This is a genomic window from Roseomonas sp. CECT 9278, assembly GCF_918698155.1.
GTDB lineage: Bacteria > Pseudomonadota > Alphaproteobacteria > Acetobacterales > Acetobacteraceae > Neoroseomonas.
Genome location: NZ_CAKKLX010000028.1, coordinates 1 through 19607, shown reverse-complemented (window position 1 = coordinate 19607; position 19607 = coordinate 1). Strand labels below are relative to the sequence as shown.

The window sequence follows — 19607 nt, the reverse complement described above, 5'->3', positions numbered from 1 at the left end:
AGCCGTGGCCTGCCACCCTGCCGCGAAGGGCTCGCGGCGGCGTGCCGTCGATCGCCTCAGGCCGGCGCGGGCACCGCGCGCGGGGGTTCGTCGCGCACCGGCATGTGGATCAGCGCGGCGAAGACCGCGGCCAGGATGCCCAGCACCCACATCAGGTCGTAGGTGCCGGTGCGGTCGAACACCACCCCGCCCAGGAAGGCGCCGGTGAAACCGCCGATCTGGTGGCCCAGGAAGACCAGCCCGAAGATGGTCGCGAGCCAGCGCGTGCCCCAGTTGCGCGCGCACAGCGCGACGGTCGGCGGCACGGTGGACAGCCACAGCACGCCCATCAGCGCGGCGAAGATCATCACGGATGTCGTGGTCTTTTCCATCAGCAGGAAGCCGGTCATCAGCACGGCCCGCCCGGCATAGATGCAGACCAGCAATTCCCGCCGCTTCCAACGTTGCGTCAGTTCCCCCGACAGCAGCGACCCGCCGATGTTGAACAGTCCGATCAGCGAGATGGCGCCCGCGCCCACATACAGCGGCAGCCCGCAGGAATGCACGAAGCCCGGCAGGTGCACGGTCAGGAACGACACATGCAGCCCGCACACGAAGAAGCCGAAGAACAGGCACCAGAAGGACCGGTCGCGCAGCGCGCGCGACAGCGCGGCGCGCGCCGTCTCGGTATCGGCCGCGGGCGCATTGGCGGCCACCGGCGCCGGCTTGTCCGACAGCGGCAGCGCCAGCGGGATCATCAGCAGCGCCGCCACCGCCATGGCCACCAGCGCCCATTGCCAGCCGAAGCCCGAAATCCCGAGCCCCGCCAGCGGCACCACCAGGAACTGCCCGGCCGACGACCCCGCCGTGCCCAGCCCCACGGCGCGCCCGCGCATGGTCTCGGGCAGCATGCGGGTCATGCTGGCGATGATGGTGGGCATGCCCGCTGCCGAGACCGCCATGCCCATCACCGCGCCGGCGAAGAAGGTGAAGACCGGCAGTGAGGTCGAGAACGCCATGCCGAGGATGCCGGTCGCATAGAGCAGCGCGCCGCCGATGATCACGTTGCGCCCGCCATAGCGGTCCGCGAGCTGCCCGGTGATCGGCTGCGTCACGCCGTTCAGCAGCACCTGCAGCGCGATGGCGAAGGCGAAGCCCGAGGCCGACCAGGCATGCGCCTGCGTCATCGGCGCCAGGAACAGGCCGAAGGATTGCCGCAGCCCCATGGCCAGCATGGCGCCGGCCACCGCGCAGGCGATCAGCAGCCCGGCCGGCACGGCGGCGCGTCTGGCGGCGGAGGAAAGGCTCATGGGCAGGCTCCCGGTCGCGGCCATGATGATGCGTGGCGCCACGGCGCGGCAACGGGGGCGGCGGCGCAGGGCAGCCATGCATCGACGCACGTGGTTGACGGGGCAGGCCCTGCGGCCCTATTCCCCGCCCCCTCGGTGGCGGCCATAGCTCAGTTGGTAGAGCGCCAGGTTGTGGTCTTGGATGTCACGGGTTCGAGTCCCGTTGGTCGCCCCACCCTTTTCCCCTCGCTTGCGCGCGCCGGCTTTCCCGGCAGGATGGCGGCAACATCCTCAGGGGAACTCGCCATGCAACTTTCGCTCAATGGCCGCAGCGCGCTGATCACCGGCGGGTCGAAGGGCCTTGGCCTCGCGATGGCCAAGGCCTTCGCCCAGGCCGGCGGCAATGTCGCGCTGGTCGCCCGTGGCGCCGAGGCGCTGGCGCGCGGCGAGGCCGAGGTGCGCGAAGCCGCGCCCACCGCCAAGGTGGTCGCCATCGCCTGCGACATCCGCACGGTGGAAGGCTGCGAGCAGGCCTATACCGGCGCCGTGCGCGCCCTCGGCCAGGTCGATATCCTGGTGAACAATGCCGGCACGTCCCAGCGCGGTCCGTTCCTGGAAGTCTCGGACGCGCTCTGGCAGGACGACCTCGACCTCAAGCTGTTCGCCGCGGTGCGGCTGTGCCGCCAGGTGCTGCCGGGCATGCGCGACCGCAAATGGGGCCGCATCATCAACGTGCTGAACATCGGCGCGAAGGCGCCCAAGGCGACCAGCACGCCGACCAGCGTGTCACGCGCCGCCGGCATGGCGCTGACCAAGGCGCTGGCGAATGAATTCGCCCCTCACAACGTGCTGGTGAACGCCATGCTGGTCGGCATCATCGAGAGCGACCAATGGGTCCGCCGCCACGCGCAGGAAAAGCGCAACATCACCTGGGAGGACTGGAAGGCCGAACAAGGCAAGCCGGTCCCGCTGGGGCGCATCGGCAAGGCCGAGGAATTCGCCGCGATGGCGCTGCTGCTCGCCTCCGACATGGGCGGCTACGTCACCGGCACCGCCATCAACGTGGATGGTGGCTCGTCGCCGGTGGTGTAGGGGTGCTTGGTCCTCGCCCTGCTACCCCGGCAGGGCGTTGTCGTCGCGGGGGCCTTCAGCCGATCGGATGAACCGTCCGATCGGGCTCGGTGCCCGCCGCGGATCGCGCGCCGACGGACCCTCTCGCGCGGGCAGGCACCAGAGCATGCTGCATTCGCCCGCGCTCACGTCGCAGGCTCTAGCCTGTTGTTTTCAGACCATCTTCACGCGTTCAGACGGTTCCGTCTGAACGCGATCTGCTCCAGGCGGCGCGGCTACGGCCGGCGCTTGCCGCGCGCGGGCATCGGGGCGGGCGGCCCGGCCCCGTGGTCGGCGGCCGCCCGCGCAGCCTCCGGCCGGCGCGACAGGCGCGGCGGTCCCTTCAGCGGCTGCAGCGGCTCGACCTTGATATGCGCGTCGTCGCCTTCCGCGCGGCGTGCCGCGGCGGCGAAGCGCGCTGCGGCATAGGGCGCGACCTCGAACTGCGTCTCGCGGCCCAGGATGCGGATGCGACCGATCTCCTGGCGCGTGACGTGGCCGCGCCGGCACAGGAAGGGCAGCAGCCAGCGCGGGTCGGCATTGCCATTGCGCCCGACATCCATGCGGAACCAGATGCCTTCCTGGCCGCCGGGCTCGCGGCCGGGCGGGCCGTCGCGCGCGCCGTCCTGCGCGGCGCGGGGCATCGCGTCGCGGCGGTCGCGCGGCGCGGGGCGGTCGGAGAACTCGGTGAGTTCCTCCGGCGCCGGCAGCGGCGCGCGCAGCACGCGCACCAGCGCTGCGGCCAGCGCCTGCGCGCCGCCCTCGGCCAGCGCGGGGTCGGCCAGCAGCAGGCGGGCGACCGCCACATCCTCCTCCGCCGGTTCCTCGGCGGCCAGGGCGATCGCCTGGGCCGACAGCCGTTCGGCATCGCGCGCGCGGATCGCCTCGGCCGAGGGCGCCGGCGCCCAGGTCGCGGTCACCCGCGCCGCGCCCAGCAGCCGCTGCGCCAGCCCGCGCCGCGTATGCGGCACCAGCAGCACGGAAATCCCCTTGCGCCCAGCGCGCCCGGTGCGGCCGGACCGGTGCAGCAGCGTCTCGGGGTCGCGCGGCAATTCGGCATGGATCACCACGCCGAGGTCCGGCAGGTCGATGCCGCGCGCCGCGACATCGGTCGCGACACACACCCGCGCACGCCCATCGCGCAGGCTTTGCAGCGCGCGATTGCGTTCCGCCTGCGAGAGTTCCCCCGACAGCGCCACGGTCGAGAAGCCGCGTTCGGACAGGTTGCCCTGCAGGCGCGTGACCGTGGCGCGCGTGGCGCAGAACACCATCGCGATGCGCGGGTCCTCCAGGCGCAGGATGTTCACCACCGCGCGTTCGATCTCATGCGGCGCGACCACGGCGGCGCGGTAGTCGATGTCGCCATGCTGGCCGCCTTCGGAGGCCACCTCGATGCGCAGCGCATCGCGCTGATAGCCCTTGGCCAGCGCCGCGATCCCGCGCGGCACCGTCGCCGAGAACATCAGCGTGCGCCGTTCGGCCGGCGTCTCCTCCAGGATCGCCTCCAGCTCCTCCTTGAAGCCGAGGTCGAGCATCTCGTCCGCTTCGTCCAGCACCACGGCGCGCAGCGCGGACGGCGCGAGGTTGCCGCGTTCCAGGTGGTCGCGCAGCCGCCCCGGCGTGCCGACCACGATATGCGCGCCCTGGTTCAGCAGCCGGCGTTCCGCCACCGGGTCCATGCCGCCCACGCAGGAGACGATCCGCCCGCCAGCCGGGGCGAAGAGCCAGGTCAGCTCGGCCTTCACCTGCAGCGCCAGCTCACGCGTCGGCGCCACGACCAGCGCCAGCGGCGGGCCGGCCGGGGGCAGGCGCGGGGCCTCGCCGATCAGTTCCGGTGCCAGCGCCAACCCGTAGGCGACGGTCTTGCCCGACCCGGTCTGGGCGGAGACCAGCAGGTCGCGCCCCGCGGCCTCGGGCTGCAGGACGGCGGCCTGGACGGGGGTGGGCTCGGCATAGCCGCGGCCTGAAAGCGCGGCCAGCAGCGGGGCGGGCAGGGTGGCGAAGGTCATGGGGGCACGAGGGTCCGGAGGGCGGGGCGTGGGATGTGCCCGCAGCGGCTCCGCGTCAAGCGCGGGGCGCGCGGGGCTGGGTCGCGGCGAAGGCCGCGCGGGGTGCAGGGGGCGCCGCGCCCGGTCCGCCGCGCGCGATTTGGCGGTGCGGAGCCGGCCCTGCGCCCCTAGGCTCGGCAGGACAGGGGCGCGGTGCCGCGCCGAGCGGGAGGTGCGCCGTGCTGGAACTCGTCGCCATGGTCTGTGCCGCCGTCCTGGTGGTCTGGACGCCCATCGAGGCGCGCAAGGTCGCCGGCGGCTGGGTCCGCAAGCGCCACAAGGGCACACCGGCGGAATTCCGCGCCGCCTACCGCAAGCAGCTGGCGCTGTTCTTCTGGATGGGGATCGTGCTGGGGCTGGGCAATCTCGGCCTGGCCTTCGCCTTCGACGACGAGCCGGCGCGCGGCACGGTGAAGCTTGTTGCCGGCGCGCTGTGGCTTGGCGTCAGCGTATCGGCCTTCATCAGCCGGCGCATCGTCGATGCCGGGGCGGACGCCGCCGCCCGCTGACGCCGCGCGCCCGGCGTGCTACCGCCGCCCGGCATCTTGGCGGAGGGACACATGGCGCAGGATCTGACAGTCGGCATCGCGGGGCTTGGCGCGATCGGCCTGCACCTGGCGCGGGCGCTGGATGCCGGCGTGCAGGGGCTGCGCCTGGCGGCGGTGTCCGCGCGGGACCTCAAGAAGGCGCAGGCCAATGTCGGGGCGTTCCGCGTGCCCCCGATGGTGGTCCCGAATGCCGAGCTCGCCGCCTGCGACGTGGTGGTGGAAGCCGCCCCGGCCGTGGCCTTCGAGGAGATCGCCACCGCCGCCATCGCCGCCGGGCGCATCTTCATCCCGTCCTCGGTCGGCGCGCTGCTGCCGCGCATGCACCTGGTCGATCGCGCGAAGGCCACCGGCGCGCGCATCATCGTGCCAACCGGCGCGCTGCTCGGCCTCGATGCCGTGCGCGCCGCGGCGGAAGGCGATGTGGACAGCGTCACGATCGAGACCCGCAAGCCGCCACGCGGGCTGGAGGGTGCGCCCTACCTCAAGCAGAACGCGATCGACGTGCTCGCCATCACCACGCCCACGCGCATCTTCCAGGGCAATGCCTTCGACGCGGCGCAAGGCTTCCCCGCCAACGTCAACGTCGCGGCGGCACTGGCGCTGGCCGGCATCGGCCCCGAGCGCACCATGGTCGAGATCTGGGCCGACCCCGCCCAGACGCGCAACCAGCACACCATCCGCGTCGAGGCCGCCTCCGCGCGCCTGACCATGACCATCGAGAACGTCCCGAGCGAGGAGAACCCCCGCACCGGCAAGATCACGCCCTTGTCGATCCTGGCCTGCCTGCGCGGGCTGACCAGCACGCTGAAGGTCGGGTCGTAGAGCACATCCCGATCAGTTGGGATCATCCGGTCGGGTCAAGATGTTCGTGACAACAACCGCCTGCACGCATCGAAGCGAGCCAGGGCGAGCGGAAAGGGCGGTTCCGCTCGCATCGGCTCACCCCGGCGCCGCTGGGCCCCTGGCGTCACGACCATCGTCACCCGATCGAACGAGGCCCCCGGTCGGGGGTTGCGCTACCCGCGCTCCACGCCGGCGCGCCCGGCCTCCACCACCAGGCGCGCCGCCACCTCCCGCGGCGCGCCCTCCCGCGTGACGAAGGGCAGGGCGACGAATTCCGTCGTCATGCGCGCCGCCGTCGCCTCCGCCACGCCATAGCCGCGCCGCCCGTCGAACAGCGCGATGTCCGGGTTGCGGCGCAGCGTCTCCTCGCCGCCCGGCGTCATCGCCGCGCCGTCGCCCGCGCTGGTGACGGAGGTCGCGGTGAATTCCGTCGCGACAGGGGCGCTTGCCGCGTCCTCGGGCCGGGCGCGTATGGTGGCCGCCAGCGCCACGTGCACATCGCCCGACAGCACCACCGGGTTGGCCGTGCGCCGCGCCGCCATGCCCTCCAGCAGCCGCTGCCGCGCCGCCGGGTAGGCATCCCACTTGTCCATCGAGATCCCGCCGGACAGTACGCGGCGCATCATCGGCACCTGCTGCGCCAGGATGTTCCAGCGCGCCGGGCTGTCGGTCATGCCATCCAGCAGCCAGGCTTCCTGCGCGGCGCCCAGCATCTGCGCCTCGGGGCGGCCCACCTCCGCGCAGGCCGGCTTGACGCCGTCATGGCAGGGCTGGTCGTCGCGGAACTGCCGCGTGTCCAGCACATGCACCCGCGCCATGGTGCCGAAATCCATCCGGCGATAGGCGGTGATGTCGGGTCCGCGCGGCAGGGCGGTGCGGCGCACCGGCATGTTCTCGTACCAGGCCTGGAAGGCGGCGGCCTTGCGCAGCGCAAAGACCTCGGGCGGCACGGCGATGGGGAAGCGACCGCGGCCATCCTCCTCGCTGTGCGGGCCGGCCCAGTTGTTGTCGACCTCGTGGTCGTCGTAGCTGACCAGGAAGGGATGCGCCGCATGGGCGGCGCGCAGGTCGGCGTCCAGGCGATACTGCGCGTAGCGCAGCCGGTAGTCCGCGAGGGCGATGATCTCCTCGCCGAGATGCGGGCGCACCAGCGGCCCCCAGCCCGGCTGCCCCGGCACTCGGCCGCGGTATTCATAGATGTAGTCGCCATAGTGGAAGACGAAGTCGAGCTCCGCCTCGGCCGCGATGTGCTTCCAGGCGGTGAAGTGGCCGTGCTCGTAGTGCTGGCAGCCGGCGAAGGCGAAGCGCAGGCGGTCCATCGCGGCGCCGGGCGCCGCGGCGGTGCGCGTGCGGCCGGTGGCGCTGGCCTCGGTGCCGGCGCGGAAGCGGTAGAAATAGGGCCGCCCGGGGGCCAGGCCGGCGACCTCGACATGCACCGCATGCGCCAGTTCGGGCCGCGCAATCGCGGTGCCGGCGGCGGCGATGCGGGCGAAGCGCTGGTCCTCCGCGACCTCCCACGCGACCGGGATGGCGGCGCGCACCATGCCGCCATCGGGCTGCAAGGGTTCGGGCGCGAGGCGCGTCCAGATCACGACGCCATCCGGCGCCGGCTCGCCGCTCGCGACGCCCAGGGTGAAGGGAAACGACCGGAAGACCGGCTGCGCGAGGGCCGGGCGCGCGGCGGGGGCCAGCGCCGCCAGCGCGGCCAGCCCGGTCGCGCCGCGCAGCAGGCCGCGGCGCGACAGGTCCAGGATGTGGCGGGCGGTGCTGTCCATGGGCGGGCTCCTGCGGCGCGCCAGCCTGCGCCAGGCCCTTCGCGCGCGGGGTGAATGCTGCGTGACGGGGCGGGCGCGCGCCAGGGGCTTCCGGTGCCGCCCGAAACCCGGCCAGACTGCACCGTCCAGGGAACGAGGGAACCCCCGCATGAAGGCCACCCGCCGCGCCGCGCTCGCCGCGCCTGTCCTGCTGCTGGGACCGCGCGCCGCCCGCGCCGCCTTCCCCGACCGCCCGGTGCGCATCATCGTGCCTTTCGCGGCGGGCACGTCGTCCGACCTGCAGGCGCGCATGATCGGCGAACGCATGGCCGCCGCGCTGGGCCAGCCGGTGGTGGTCGAGAACCGGGCCGGCGCCGGCGGGGCGGTCGGCGCCGATGCGGTCGCGAAGTCGGCGCCCGATGGCCACACGCTGCTGCTGGGGTCGAACGGGCCGCTGACCAATGCGCCGGTGCTGCAGGCGCGGCTCGCCTACGACCCGGCGAGGGATTTCGCCGCCGTCGCGATGATCAGCCGCAGCCCGGTCACGCTGACGGTGCGCGCCGACAGCCCCTGGCGCAGCCTGGCCGACGTGCTGGCCGCCGCGCGCGCCCGGCCCGAGGGCATTTCCATCGGCTCCTCCGGCCAGGGCAGCGCCACGCATTTCCTGATCGAGCAGATGATGGCCGCCGCCGGCATCCGGCTGACGCATGTGCCCTATCGCGGCTCCTCGGTCTCGGTGCCGGATGTGGTGGCGGGCAACATTCCGGTGGTCATGGCCGAGATCAGCACCGTGCTGCCGATGTTCCGCGGCGGGCAGCTGCGGATCCTGGCGGTGTCGTCGGCCGGGCGGATGCCGATCGCGCCGCAGGTGCCGACGCTGATCGAAAGCGGGCTGAACCTGACCGGCGGGTCGTGGGCCGGGTTGGTGGCGGCGGCCGGCACGCCGACGGCGGCAGTGGCCACGCTGTCGGCAGCGGCGCGGCGCGGGCTGGCCGACCCGGCCTATCGCGCGCGGCAGGCCGAACTGGGTGCGGAGATCGTGGCCGAGGGCGAGCAGACGCCCGAGGGCTTCGCCGCCTGGCTGGAGCGCGAGCGGGCGGCGATCCGCACCACCGCCGAACGCGCCGGCATCCGCCCCGAATAACACCCCGGGGGCTTGCCCCCGCGCCGGCTTTCCGCCATATCGCGCCCGCCGGACGGGGCTGCCCCGCCCGGCAAATCCACACGCGGCGCACCCTTCCCACACCAGGCAGGGTCCGGTCCCCGGCAACGGGGCATGCGCCGCGGAGGCCCAACCGGACCACCCAAGGAAGGAGGCTCGCCCCATGGCGATGCGTGAAGTCACCCTGCGTGCGCTGCTCGAAGCCGGCGTGCATTTCGGCCACCATACGCGCCGCTGGAACCCGCGGATGGCGCCCTACATCTTCGGCATCCGCAACCAGGTGCACATCCTGGACCTGCAGCAGACCGTGCCGATGATGGAGCGCGCGCTGAAGGCCGTGCGTGACACCGTCGCCGCCGGCGGCCGCGTGCTGTTCGTGGGCACCAAGAAGGCCGCCGCCGACTATGTCGCGGAATCCGCCACGCGTTGCGGCCAGTATTACGTCAACCATCGCTGGCTCGGCGGCATGCTGACCAACTGGAAGACCATCACGGGCTCGATCAAGCGCCTGAAGCAGATGGACGAGCGTCTGGGCACCGACACGAGCGGCCTGACGAAGAAGGAAGTCCTGATGCTCACGCGCGACAAGGACAAGCTTGATCGCGCGCTGGGTGGCATCAAGGAGATGGGCGGGCTGCCCGACATCATCTTCGTGATCGACACCGTCAAGGAGAAGCTGGCGATCGAGGAGGCCAACAAGCTCGGCATCCCGGTGATCGCGGTGGTCGATTCCAATGCCGATCCGGCCGGCGTGACCTATCCCATCCCGGGCAATGACGACGCGATCCGCGCCATCACGCTGTATTGCGACATGATCGCCTCGGCCGTGCTGGATGGCATCTCGGCCGAGATGCAGGCCTCGGGCGTCGATGTCGGCGCCGCCGAGGACCTGGCTCCGGAAGCCCTGCCGGACGCGCTGCCCGAAGCCCTGCCGGACGCGCCGGTCGAGGCGCAGCCCCAGGCCTGATGATCCCTGCCGGGGCCGCGAACGGCCCCGGTTCCCGACTTTCCACGTAGCAACCACGGAGCATTCCGATGGCCGAGATCACTGCGGCGATGGTCCGCGACCTGCGCGAGAAGACCGGCGCGGGCATGATGGACTGCAAGAAGGCGCTGGTGGAGGCGGCCGGCGACATGGAGGCCGCGATCGACTGGCTGCGCAAGAAGGGCCTGTCGGCCGCGGCCAAGAAGTCCGGCCGCGTCGCCGCCGAAGGGCTGGTGGCGGTGGCGTCCGCCCCGCGCACGGCCGCCATGGTCGAGATCAACGCCGAGACCGACTTCGTCGCCCGCAACGAACACTTCCAGGGCTTCTGCGCCGCGGTGGCGGAGCTGGTGCTGACGGTCGGCGATGACATCGAGGCGATCAAGGCCGCGCGCTACCCGGGCTCGGTCGACCTTGTCGAGGGCGGGCAGTCCTTCCGCACCGTGAATGAGCAGCTGACGCACCTGATCGCCACGATCGGCGAGAACATGTCGATCCGCCGTGCCAAGCGCCTGCATGTGTCGTCCGGCGCGGTCGCGACCTATGTGCACTCCGCCGTGAAGCCCGGCATGGGCAAGATCGGCGTGCTGGTGGCGCTGGAAGGGGCGTCGGAGATCGACGCGCTGGAGACGCTCGGCCGCCAGATCGGCATGCATGTCGCCGCCGCCCGGCCCGAGGCGCTGGACGCCTCCGCGGTCGATCCCTCGGCGCTGGCGCGCGAGCGCGACGTGCTGTCCGAACAGGCGCGCGCCTCCGGCAAGCCCGAGGCGATCATCGAGAAGATGGTCGAGGGCCGCATCCGCAAATACTACGAGGAAGTGGTCCTGCTCGAGCAGGTCTGGGTCCATGACGGCGAGAGCCGCGTGAAGGAAGTGGTCAAGAAGGCCGGCGGCAACCTGACCGGCTTCGCCCGCTACCAGCTCGGCGAGGGCATCGAGAAGGCGGCCTCCGACTTCGCCGCCGAGGTCGCCGCCGCGGCCGGCACCGCGCCGGCCTGACCGGCCCCGCCACCGCTGCTGCACGCCGCCCGGATGGCCGCCATCCGGGCGGTTTTTCATGGCTGCCGCGTCGGCCATCGGCGCTGCCGCCGGCCGTCCGCCGCCTTGCCCCGGCCGGGCGGCCATGGCAAAGCCCCCGGCCGCCGGCGGTCCGCGCCAGGCTGCCTTGCGGGCGCCACAAGCCCTGCATATGGTCCGCCACCCTTGCCCGTCGGAACTGCCCCTCCATGGCCTTGCCCAACTACAAGCGCGTGCTGCTGAAGGTCTCGGGCGAGGCCTTGATGGGCAGCCGCGACTACGGGCTGGACACCGCCGTCTGCCGCCGCATCGCGGAGGATGTCCGCGGCGTGGTCTCGTTGGGTGTCGAGGTCTGCCTGGTGATCGGCGGCGGCAACATCTTCCGCGGCGTCGCCGGCGCGGCGTCAGGCATGGATCGCGCGCAGGCCGATTCGATCGGCATGCTGGCCACCGTGATGAATGCGCTCGCCATGCAGTCGGCGCTCGAGAAGGTCGGCGTGCCGACCCGCGTGCAATCGGCCATCCCGATGTCGTCGGTCTGCGAACCCTTCATCCGCCGGCGCGCCACGCGCCACATGGAAAAGGGCCGCGTGGTGATCTTCGCCGCCGGCACGGGCAACCCCTTCTTCACCACCGATACCGCGGCGGCGCTGCGCGCCGCCGAGATGGGCTGCGACGCGCTGCTCAAGGGCACGCAGGTGGACGGCGTCTATTCCGCCGACCCGCGCAAGAACCCGCAGGCCGAACGCTATGTCTCGCTGACCTACCTGGACATGCTGGCGCGCGACCTGGCCGTGATGGACGCCGCGGCGATTTCGCTGGCGCGCGAGAACCACCTGCCGATCATCGTCTTCAACATCCACGAGCCCGGCGCCTTCACCGCGGTGATGAAGGGCGAGGGCCGCTTCACCACCGTCCACGAACACCAGCACTGAGGCTTCGCGACACGATGCCCGCCAGCACCGGCCTGCACCGCATCAGACCAGGCCTTGCCGCGGGCGCGCTGTCGCCCCGTCGATTTCGTCACGCAAACTGAGGGAGACCGCGACATGGCCGCCGACTTCCAGGCCCTGAAGCAGGACCTGACGCGCCGCATGGACGGCGCGATGGAGACGCTGAAGAAGGAATTCCAGGGCCTGCGGACCGGGCGCGCCAGCCCCGCGCTGCTCGAACCGATCCGCGTCGAGGCCTATGGCTCCGTCACGCCGCTCAACCAGGTGGCCAATATCTCGGTCGCCGGGCCGGGGCTGCTGTCGGTGCAGGTATGGGACAAGGCCGTCACCAAGGCGGTCGAATCCGCCATCCGCGAGGCCAATCTCGGCCTCAACCCGCAGGCCGAGGGCCAGGTCATCCGCGTGCCGCTGCCGCCGCTGACCACCGAGCGCCGCAACGAACTGGCCAAGGCCGCGGCCCGCTACGCCGAGCAGACGCGCGTGTCGATCCGCGGCGTGCGCCGCGATGGCATGGAGCAGGCCAAGGGCTGGATCAAGAAGCACGAGGCCAGCGAGGACGAGGTCAAGCAGGCCGAGGTCGAGATCCAGAAGCTCACCGACCAGTATGTGAAGCAGGTCGATGCGGCGCTGATCGACAAGGAAAAGGATATCCGCACGGTCTGACCGGCAACGGTCGCGGGCAGGACGGCAGCGGAGGAACGGTTGGTCGGGACAGCGGCCCTGGCGGTCGGAGGGCAGGGGGCGTGAGCGCCCTCAGCGACCCCGCGCGCCTGCCCGCAGCGCCGGCCGATGCCCCCTGCCATGTCGCCATCATCATGGATGGCAATCGCCGCTGGGCGCAGGCGCGCGGGCTGCCGGTGGCGCTCGGCCACAAGGCCGGCGCCGAGGCGGCGCGCCGCACGGTCGAGGCCGCGGCGGAGCTGGGCGTCTCCTGGCTGACCCTGTTCGCCTTCTCCTCGGAGAACTGGCGCCGCCCGCTCGAGGAAGTCTCGGCGCTGAAGGGCCTGCTGCGCCTGTACCTGCGCGCCGAGGTCGCCACCCTGGTCAAGGAAGGCGTGCGGCTGCGCATCATCGGCGACTACACCCGCTTCGGCCCCGAGATGGTGCGCGCCATCCGCGCCGCGCAGGAGGCCACCGCCGGCGGCACCCGGCTGAACCTGAACATCGCCCTGTCCTACGGCGCGCGGGACGAGATCCTGGCCGCCGTGCGCCAGGCCGCGCGCGACGTCGCCGAAGGCCGCCTGGCGCCCGAGGCGCTGGACGAGGCACGCTTCGGCGCCATGCTGCAGACCGCGGGGATGCCCGATCCCGATCTCATCATCCGCACCTCGGGCGAGCAGCGGCTGTCGAACTTCCTGCTCTGGCAGGCGGCCTATGCCGAATTCGTCTTCCAGGACGTGCTGTGGCCCGACTACGGCGCCCCGCATCTGTCGGAGGCCGTGGCCGATTTCCACCGGCGCGAGCGGCGCTACGGAGCCCGGTCCTGACCGGCGCGGCCGCCGCCGGCGGGGATGAGGCCAAGCGCTGGCGGGATCTTCGCAAGCGCGTGCTGTCGGCGCTGGTGCTGGCGCCGACCGCCTTCGCCTGCATCTGGCTGGGTGCCGAGACCTGGACGCTGCTGATCGCGATCGGCATCGCGGTGCTGACCTGGGAATGGGTGCATCTGTGCGGGCTGCGCACCCGCGTGCTGCCGGGCATGGCGGTGCCGGTGGCGGTGCTTTCGGCCGGCATCCTGGCGGTGGCGGAGCACCTGAACGCCGCGCTGGTGGCGCTGCTGGTGGGCTGGGCGCTGACCTGGTGGGCCGCCGTGGCGATGCGCGGGCGCGCGCGGCTTGCCTATTCGGCCGGCTGGCTGGCGGCCGGCGTGCTGTATATCGGCATCGCCGGCATCGCGCTGATCGAATTGCGCCACGACAACCAGGCCGGGCGCGCCAATGTGCTGTTCCTGTTCTTCGTGGTCGCCTTCTCGGACATCGGCGCCTACTTGGCGGGACGGGCCTTCGGCGGACCGAAGCTGGCGCCTTCCATCTCGCCCAACAAGACCTGGTCGGGGGCGATGGGTGGGCTGGTCGCGGCCATGATCGTGGGCGTGGCGGTGGCGGCGGCGCTGGCGCCGGGGGGGGCTTCCCGCGCGGCGGCGGTCGCGGCCATGCTGGCGGTCATGGCGCAGGCGGGCGACCTTCTGGAAAGCTGGATCAAGCGTCGCTTCGACGTGAAGGACACCTCGTCCCTCATTCCCGGCCATGGCGGGCTGCTCGACCGGCTGGACGGGGTGATCGCCGCGGCGCCGGCGGCGGCGCTGCTGGCCTGGACGCTGGGGCAGGGCCAGCCGCTCTGGCGATGACCCGCAGCATCACCATCCTCGGCAGCACGGGTTCGGTCGGGCGCAGCACCGTGGCGTTGCTCGACGCCGCGCCCGCCGGCGCCTTCCGGGTCGAGGCACTGGTCGCCCATCGCGACGTGGCGGGCCTCGCGGCGCAGGCGCGGGCGCTCTCGGCGCGCTGCGCCGTGGTGGCCGACCCGACCTGCTTCGCCGCCCTGCGCGACGCGCTGGCCGGGACGGGCATCGAGGTCGCGGCGGGCCCCGATGCGGTGGTCGCCGCGGCCGCCCGCCCGGCCGACTGGACCATGGCCGCGATCGTGGGCTCCGCCGGGCTGCCGGCGACACTGGCGGCATTGGCGCGCGGCGGCGTCATCGCCATCGCCAACAAGGAAAGCCTGGTCTGCGCCGGGGAGATCGTGCTGGCCGCCGCGCGTGCCGGCGGCGCTACCCTGTTGCCCGTCGATTCCGAGCACAACGCCATCTTCCAGGCGCTGGAAGCCCGCGGGCAGGGTGCCGACCCCTATCATACGGTCGAGAAGATCGTGCTGACCGCCTCGGGCGGGCCCTTCCGCACCATGCCGCTGGATCAGATGGCCACGGTCACGCCCGAGGCCGCGGTGAAGCACCCCGTCTGGTCCATGGGGGCCAAGATCAGCGTCGATTCCGCCACCATGATGAACAAGGGGCTGGAACTGATCGAGGCCGTCCGCCTGTTCCCGCTGCCCGAGGACCGCGTGGACGTCCTGGTCCACCCGCAATCCACCGTGCATGGCCTGGTGCACTACGCGGATGGGTCGGTGATGGCGCAGCTGGGTTCGCCCGACATGCGCACGCCGATCGCCCATGCCCTGGCCTGGCCGGCCCGCATGGCGGCCGCGGTGCCGAAGCTCGACCTGGTGGGGCTCGGGCGGCTGGATTTCTTCGCCCCGGACCCGGTGCGCTTTCCCGCGCTTCGCCTGGCGCGGGAGGCCTTGCGGGCGGGGGGTGGGGCAACCACCATATTGAACGCCGCGAACGAGGTGGCGGTCGGGCTGTTCCTCGACCGCCGCCTCGGCTTCCTCGATATCGCGGCGGTGGTGGAGGAATGCCTGTTCAGGCTTGGTGCACCGCCGGCGGGCGATCTTGACGCCATCCTGGCGCTGGACGGCGTGGCACGACACGAGGCGGCGAGGATCGCCGCGGAACGGGCGGCGGCCTGACGGCCCGCGCCCCTAGGAACTGGACCCGATGGATTTCCTGCCCGACCCCTTCCGCACCATCCTCGCCTTCGTGGTGGTGCTGGGCGTGCTGATCTTCGTGCACGAGCTCGGCCACTACCTGGCGGCGCGCTGGCGCGGCGTGCATGTGGAGCGCTTCTCGATCGGCTTCGGGCGCGCCATCGCATCCTGGAACGACAAGCGCGGCTGCGAATGGCGGATCGGCTGGATCCCGCTCGGCGGCTACGTGAAGATGCACGGCATGGAGCATCCCTCTGATGCCATGCCCGATCCCGGCACCTTCCGCGCCGGCGAAAGCTTCCATGAGAAGAGCGTGGGCGACCGCGCCATCGTCGTGGCCGCCGGGCCGGCCTTCAATTTCCTGCTCGCGGCGGTGCTCTTCGCGCTGATCTTCGCGGTGCACGGCAAGCCGGTCGGCTCGACCGCGGTGCAGACCGTGGTGGCGGGTTCGGCCGCCGAACGCGCCGGGCTGGTGCCGGGCGACCGCATCCTGGCCCTGGATGGCGAGCGCGTCGCGCGCTTCGACCAGTTGCAGCGCCACATCCAGCCGCGTGCCGGCCAGCCCGTGCAGATCCTGCTGCGCCGTGGCGAGACCGAGATGACCGTCACCGCCACGCCAGTGGCGCGCCCCGATGACGGGCGCGGCATGCTGGGCGTGTCCGGCGGTGCGATCGAGCGCGAGAAGCTCGACCCCTTCAGCGCGGTGGTCGAGGGCAGCTGGCACATGGTCGTGGTCTCGGGCCAGACGCTGTCGGGCGTGTGGCAGATGATCACCGGCCAGCGCGGGTCGGAGGAGATCGGCGGGCCGCTGCGCATCGCCCAGCTCTCGGGCGAGGTCGCGGGCGTCGGTTTCCTGACGATGCTCTCCTTCATCGCGATCCTCTCGGTGAACCTGGCGCTGATCAACCTGTTCCCGATCCCGATCCTGGATGGCGGGCACCTGGTGTTCTATGCGGCCGAGGCCATCCGCGGCCGGCCGCTGGCGGCGCGCACGCAGGAATACGCCTTCCGCGGCGGTTTCGCGCTGCTGATCACGCTCATGATCTTCGCGACATGGAACGACCTGACGCAGTTGGGCGTGGTGCGCTGGATCAGCGGGCTGATCGGGTAGGGCCTGCCGCATCGCCGCGGCGGCCCCGCGGCGCGGCGCGTTGCCATGCGCCCGGGCGTGCCGCCTTGCCTCGTGAGCGGTGCCTGGGCGCGCGTCGGCGCACGGACGGATGGGTGAATCAGGCCGGCAAGGGCCATGGTCGTCAGCTGCGGGCGGCAACCACGGCCATTTCCACGCGCACCCATTCCAGCCGCTTCGGGTTCTGGCTGCCGGCATAGACACCCTGCTCGCCGAGCCAGCTGGCCAGGTAGTTCAACACGTGCGGGTGCTTGAGCCGGCGCTCCCGGTCGCCCGGGTCGTCGTCGGCGAATTCGACCAGGCCGTAGCGTTCGCCATCGGACACCTGGAACAGGTTCGACTTCGGGCCGAGCCGCAGGATCTCGATCAACGGTTCCATCGCCGCGATCCATGATGTGACGCAGCATTCTGCGAGGTTCGGGCGCGGATACAACCCTGGGATGCAAGGCTCGCGCGTCCGGTCCCGGCCTGGACGGCCGCGCCTGCGGCCCTGCAGGCCCATGGGGCAGCGTCGCAACTTGGCGTGATGTGCCGGCGCGACCGCCGAAATGGTCGCGCCGCCGGGCGATGGCATGGGCGTGCAGGACGCGCGGTGCCACCGCCGGCCCACGCGCGGCGACGGCCGCCGGCGCCACCCGGCCGGGCCTGCAATTCGCGGGGTTTCCCTGGGGGGGGGCCTCGGCTAGTGTCCGGCGCCGTTTCACGCCCCAAGATCAGGTGCCGATTCGTTGACCAGGCTGCGCACCCTCCTCCTCGTCCTCGCCGCCCTCGTGCTGGCGCTCCCGTCCTCGGCGCAGGCCCCCGGGCGCGTCGCGACCATCGAGGTGCAGGGCAACCAGCGCATCGAGGCCGACACCATCCGGTCCTACATGCTGGTGCAGCCGGGCGGCACCGCCGATCCCGACACGCTCGACCGCAGCCTGCGCGCGCTGTTCGCCACCGGCCTGTTCCGCGACGTCGAGATCCGCCCCGAAGGCAACCGCGTGATCGTGCGCGTGGTCGAGAACCCGCTGGTCAACCGCGTCGGCTTCGAGGGCAATCGCCGCGTCACCAGCGAGGTGCTGCGCGGCGAGGTGCAGCTGCGCCCGCGTGGTGTCTTCACCCCCGCCGCGGCGCAGGCCGACCGCCAGCGGATCCTGGAGATCTATGCCCGGCGCGGCCGCTTCGGCGCCACCGTCGAACCCAAGATCATCGAGCTCGACCAGAACCGCGTCGACGTGGTGTTCGAGATCACCGAGGGCAATGTCGCCCTGGTCTCGCGCATCGGCTTCGTCGGCAACGAGAGCTATTCCGACAGCCGCCTGAAGGAAATCATCGCGACGCGCGAACAGGCCTGGTACCGGCTGCTGTCGACCTCGGACAACTACGACCCGGACCGCCTCGCCTTCGACCGCGAATTGCTGCGCCGCTTCTACCTGCGCCAGGGCTATGCCGATGTCGAGATCACCGGCGCCACGGCCGAACTGGCGCCCGACCGCAGCGGCTTCTTCCTGACCTATACGATCAGCGAGGGGCCGCGCTACCGGATCGGCAATATCGAGGTGACCAGCTCGATCCGCGGGCTCGACCCGGCCGGGCTGACGCGCGACATCCCGCTGTCGGTCGGCGACTGGTACGATGGCGACGCGGTCGAGCGCGCCGACACCCAGCTGACCGAACGCCTGGGCAGCCGCGGCTTCCCCTTCGCCAATGTCGAACCCCGCGTGGTCCGCAACCGCGAGGCACGGCGCGTCGACCTGACCTTCGAAATCACCGAGGGCCCGCGCGCCTTCGTCGAGCGCATCGAGATCACCGGCAATACCCGCACCCAGGACCGCGTGATCCGTCGCGAATTCCGCCTGGCGGAGGGCGACCCGCTGATGGTCCAGCAGGTGCGCCGGTCGCGTGAACGCATCCGCTCACTGGGCTTCTTCTCGGATGTGCAGATCAACTCCGCACCGGGCTCCTCGCCTGACCGGGTGATCCTGAACACCCAGGTGACCGAGCGCGCGACCGGCGAATTCACCATCGGCGGCGGCTATTCGACCGATGCCGGCCTGCTGGCGGATATCGGCCTGCGCGAACGCAACCTGCTTGGCACCGGCGTGGATGCGCGGTTGAACGTCACGCTGGCGCAGCGGCGCTCGCAGGTCGACATCTCGGTGACCGACCCGCAATTCCTCGACCGCAACCTGGCGGCCGGCGCCGACGTCTTCCTGGTGCAGCGCAACCTGCAGGAGACGTCGGGCTACGATGAACGCCGCGCCGGCTTCGCGCTGCGCATGGGCTACGAGATCAACGAACGCCTGCGGCAATCCTGGTCGTACTCGCTGGTCGATCGCGAACTCACCGATGTCGATCCGAATTCATCGCGCTTCATCCAGGAACAGGCCGGCCGCACGCTGCTGAGCCAGGTCTCGACCACGGTCACCTACGACCGCCGCGACAGCCGTGTCGAACCGCGCAGCGGCTACGTGGTGCGCGGCGGGATCGACTGGGCGGGGCTGGGCGGCGACATCTCCTTCGTGCGGTTCCGCGGCGACGCGCAGTACTACATCCCCTTCGAACGCCTGCTGGGCGACAACGACTACGTGCTGGTGCTGGCCGCCGGCGCGGGGCACCTCGCCCCCTATGGCGACAACGACACGCGCATCGTCGACCGCTTCTTCCTGGGTGGCGAGAACCTGCGCGGCTTCGCGCTGGGTGGCGCCGGCCCGCGCGACATCTCGACCAACGACGCGCTGGGCGGCCAGACGATCTGGACCAGCTCGGCCGAATTCCGCTTCCCGCTGCCGCTGCCTGCCGAACTCGGCTTCATTGGCCGCGCCTTCGTCGATGCGGGCGGCAATTTCGGGCTGCCCGGCAGCGTCAACGACACCGGCTGCCCGACCACCTTCCCCAATTGCGTGCGCGACGATGCCAGCCCGCGCGTGGGTGCGGGCGTGGGCATCTCGTGGCGCAGCCCGATCGGCCTGATCAACATCGACCTGGCCCAGGCCCTGGTGAAGAAGTCCTACGACGAGACGCAGGTCTTCCGCCTGGGCTTCGGCACCCGTTTCTGAAGCAGGATCCTGCCTGACATGTTCCGATACGTTTCCGTCGCCCTGATCGGCGCTGCCTTTGCCCTGCCTGTCGCGGCGCAGGGCCAGCAGCAGTGGTTCGTGCCCGGCCAGCCCCAGGGGCAGGCGCCCGCTCCTCCGCCGGGGCAGCGGCCCGCGCAGCCGCCGCAGCGCCCCGCGCAGGCCCCGGCCCAGCGCCCGGCGCCCACGCCGCCC

General features: G+C 71.9%; 18 protein-coding genes and 1 tRNA gene. 15 read left to right on the top strand and 4 right to left on the bottom strand.

What is annotated here, in order from left to right; translation table 11 throughout:
* Positions 1–56: 56 nt before the first annotated feature.
* Positions 57–1289, bottom strand: coding sequence for an MFS transporter (locus LQ222_RS17335; RefSeq protein ID WP_230168093.1), 1233 nt, complete (start codon positions 1287–1289; stop codon positions 57–59).
* 138 nt (positions 1290–1427) lie between these two features.
* Here LQ222_RS17335 and LQ222_RS17330 point away from each other — a divergent pair.
* Positions 1428–1503, top strand: a tRNA-His gene (locus LQ222_RS17330).
* Positions 1504–1574: 71 nt separating this feature from the next.
* Positions 1575–2360: an SDR family NAD(P)-dependent oxidoreductase gene (locus LQ222_RS17325; RefSeq protein WP_230168092.1), complete on the top strand. Its 786-nt coding sequence runs from the start codon at positions 1575–1577 to the stop codon at positions 2358–2360.
* 254 nt (positions 2361–2614) lie between these two features.
* Here LQ222_RS17325 and LQ222_RS17320 read toward each other — a convergent pair whose 3' ends face one another.
* Entirely contained in the window at positions 2615–4387 is a 1773-nt protein-coding gene (locus LQ222_RS17320; RefSeq protein ID WP_230168091.1) for a DEAD/DEAH box helicase, read from the bottom strand.
* Between the two features lie 218 nt (positions 4388–4605).
* Between LQ222_RS17320 and LQ222_RS17315 the strand changes: the two genes are divergently transcribed.
* Together LQ222_RS17315 and LQ222_RS17310 are read left to right on the top strand one after the other, a co-directional pair.
* Positions 4606–4935, top strand: coding sequence for a hypothetical protein (locus LQ222_RS17315; protein ID WP_230168090.1), 330 nt, complete (start codon positions 4606–4608; stop codon positions 4933–4935).
* 51 nt (positions 4936–4986) lie between these two features.
* The gene (locus LQ222_RS17310) at positions 4987–5796 is read left to right on the top strand and encodes an aspartate dehydrogenase (protein ID WP_230168089.1); all 810 of its coding nucleotides are present in this window, start codon (positions 4987–4989) and stop codon (positions 5794–5796) included.
* Positions 5797–5990: 194 nt separating this feature from the next.
* Here LQ222_RS17310 and LQ222_RS17305 read toward each other — a convergent pair whose 3' ends face one another.
* A complete protein-coding gene (locus LQ222_RS17305) occupies positions 5991–7592 on the bottom strand; it encodes an alkaline phosphatase (RefSeq protein ID WP_230168088.1) in 1602 nt (533 codons plus the stop codon).
* 148 nt (positions 7593–7740) lie between these two features.
* Here LQ222_RS17305 and LQ222_RS17300 point away from each other — a divergent pair, with 148 nt between their 5' ends.
* The 9 genes from LQ222_RS17300 to rseP all read left to right on the top strand — a co-directional run bounded on the left by LQ222_RS17300 (position 7741) and on the right by rseP (position 16335).
* The gene (locus tag LQ222_RS17300) at positions 7741–8715 is read left to right on the top strand and encodes a tripartite tricarboxylate transporter substrate binding protein (RefSeq protein WP_230168087.1); all 975 of its coding nucleotides are present in this window, start codon (positions 7741–7743) and stop codon (positions 8713–8715) included.
* Positions 8716–8896: 181 nt separating this feature from the next.
* Complete coding sequence (rpsB, locus tag LQ222_RS17295) at positions 8897–9700, top strand: 30S ribosomal protein S2 (RefSeq protein WP_230168086.1); 804 nt, start codon at positions 8897–8899, stop codon at positions 9698–9700.
* Between the two features lie 68 nt (positions 9701–9768).
* Positions 9769–10713, top strand: coding sequence for a translation elongation factor Ts (gene tsf, locus LQ222_RS17290; protein WP_230168085.1), 945 nt, complete (start codon positions 9769–9771; stop codon positions 10711–10713).
* 227 nt (positions 10714–10940) lie between these two features.
* Positions 10941–11666, top strand: a complete 726-nt coding sequence (gene pyrH, locus LQ222_RS17285) for a UMP kinase (protein ID WP_230168084.1) — start codon at positions 10941–10943, stop codon at positions 11664–11666.
* Positions 11667–11780: 114 nt separating this feature from the next.
* Positions 11781–12347, top strand: coding sequence for a ribosome recycling factor (gene frr / locus LQ222_RS17280; RefSeq protein ID WP_230168083.1), 567 nt, complete (start codon positions 11781–11783; stop codon positions 12345–12347).
* A 152-nt stretch (positions 12348–12499) separates the two neighbouring features.
* Positions 12500–13171, top strand: coding sequence for a polyprenyl diphosphate synthase (gene uppS, locus LQ222_RS17275; RefSeq protein WP_230168118.1), 672 nt, complete (start codon positions 12500–12502; stop codon positions 13169–13171).
* A gap of 59 nt (positions 13172–13230) precedes the next feature.
* On the top strand, positions 13231–14028 hold the full coding sequence (locus tag LQ222_RS17270; protein ID WP_230168082.1) for a phosphatidate cytidylyltransferase: 798 nt from the start codon (positions 13231–13233) through the stop codon (positions 14026–14028).
* Positions 14025–15206, top strand: coding sequence for a 1-deoxy-D-xylulose-5-phosphate reductoisomerase (dxr, locus tag LQ222_RS17265; protein WP_230168081.1), 1182 nt, complete (start codon positions 14025–14027; stop codon positions 15204–15206). Before LQ222_RS17270 ends, dxr begins: the two co-directional genes overlap by 4 nt.
* Positions 15207–15234: 28 nt before the next feature.
* Complete coding sequence (rseP, locus tag LQ222_RS17260) at positions 15235–16335, top strand: RIP metalloprotease RseP (RefSeq protein WP_230168080.1); 1101 nt, start codon at positions 15235–15237, stop codon at positions 16333–16335.
* A 142-nt stretch (positions 16336–16477) separates the two neighbouring features.
* Here the strand turns inward: rseP and LQ222_RS17255 are convergent, their stop codons facing one another.
* Positions 16478–16732 carry a hypothetical protein gene (locus LQ222_RS17255; protein ID WP_230168079.1) on the bottom strand — a complete coding sequence of 85 codons (255 nt, stop codon included), beginning with the start codon at positions 16730–16732 and terminating at the stop codon, positions 16478–16480.
* A gap of 349 nt (positions 16733–17081) precedes the next feature.
* On the opposite strand from LQ222_RS17255, the gene bamA reads away from it, so the two are divergent.
* Both bamA and LQ222_RS17245 read left to right on the top strand, forming a co-directional pair.
* The gene (bamA, locus tag LQ222_RS17250) at positions 17082–19394 is read left to right on the top strand and encodes an outer membrane protein assembly factor BamA (protein WP_230168078.1); all 2313 of its coding nucleotides are present in this window, start codon (positions 17082–17084) and stop codon (positions 19392–19394) included.
* An 18-nt stretch (positions 19395–19412) separates the two neighbouring features.
* Positions 19413–19607: hypothetical protein (locus LQ222_RS17245; protein WP_230168077.1), on the top strand; the 195-nt coding region annotated here is incomplete at its 3' end.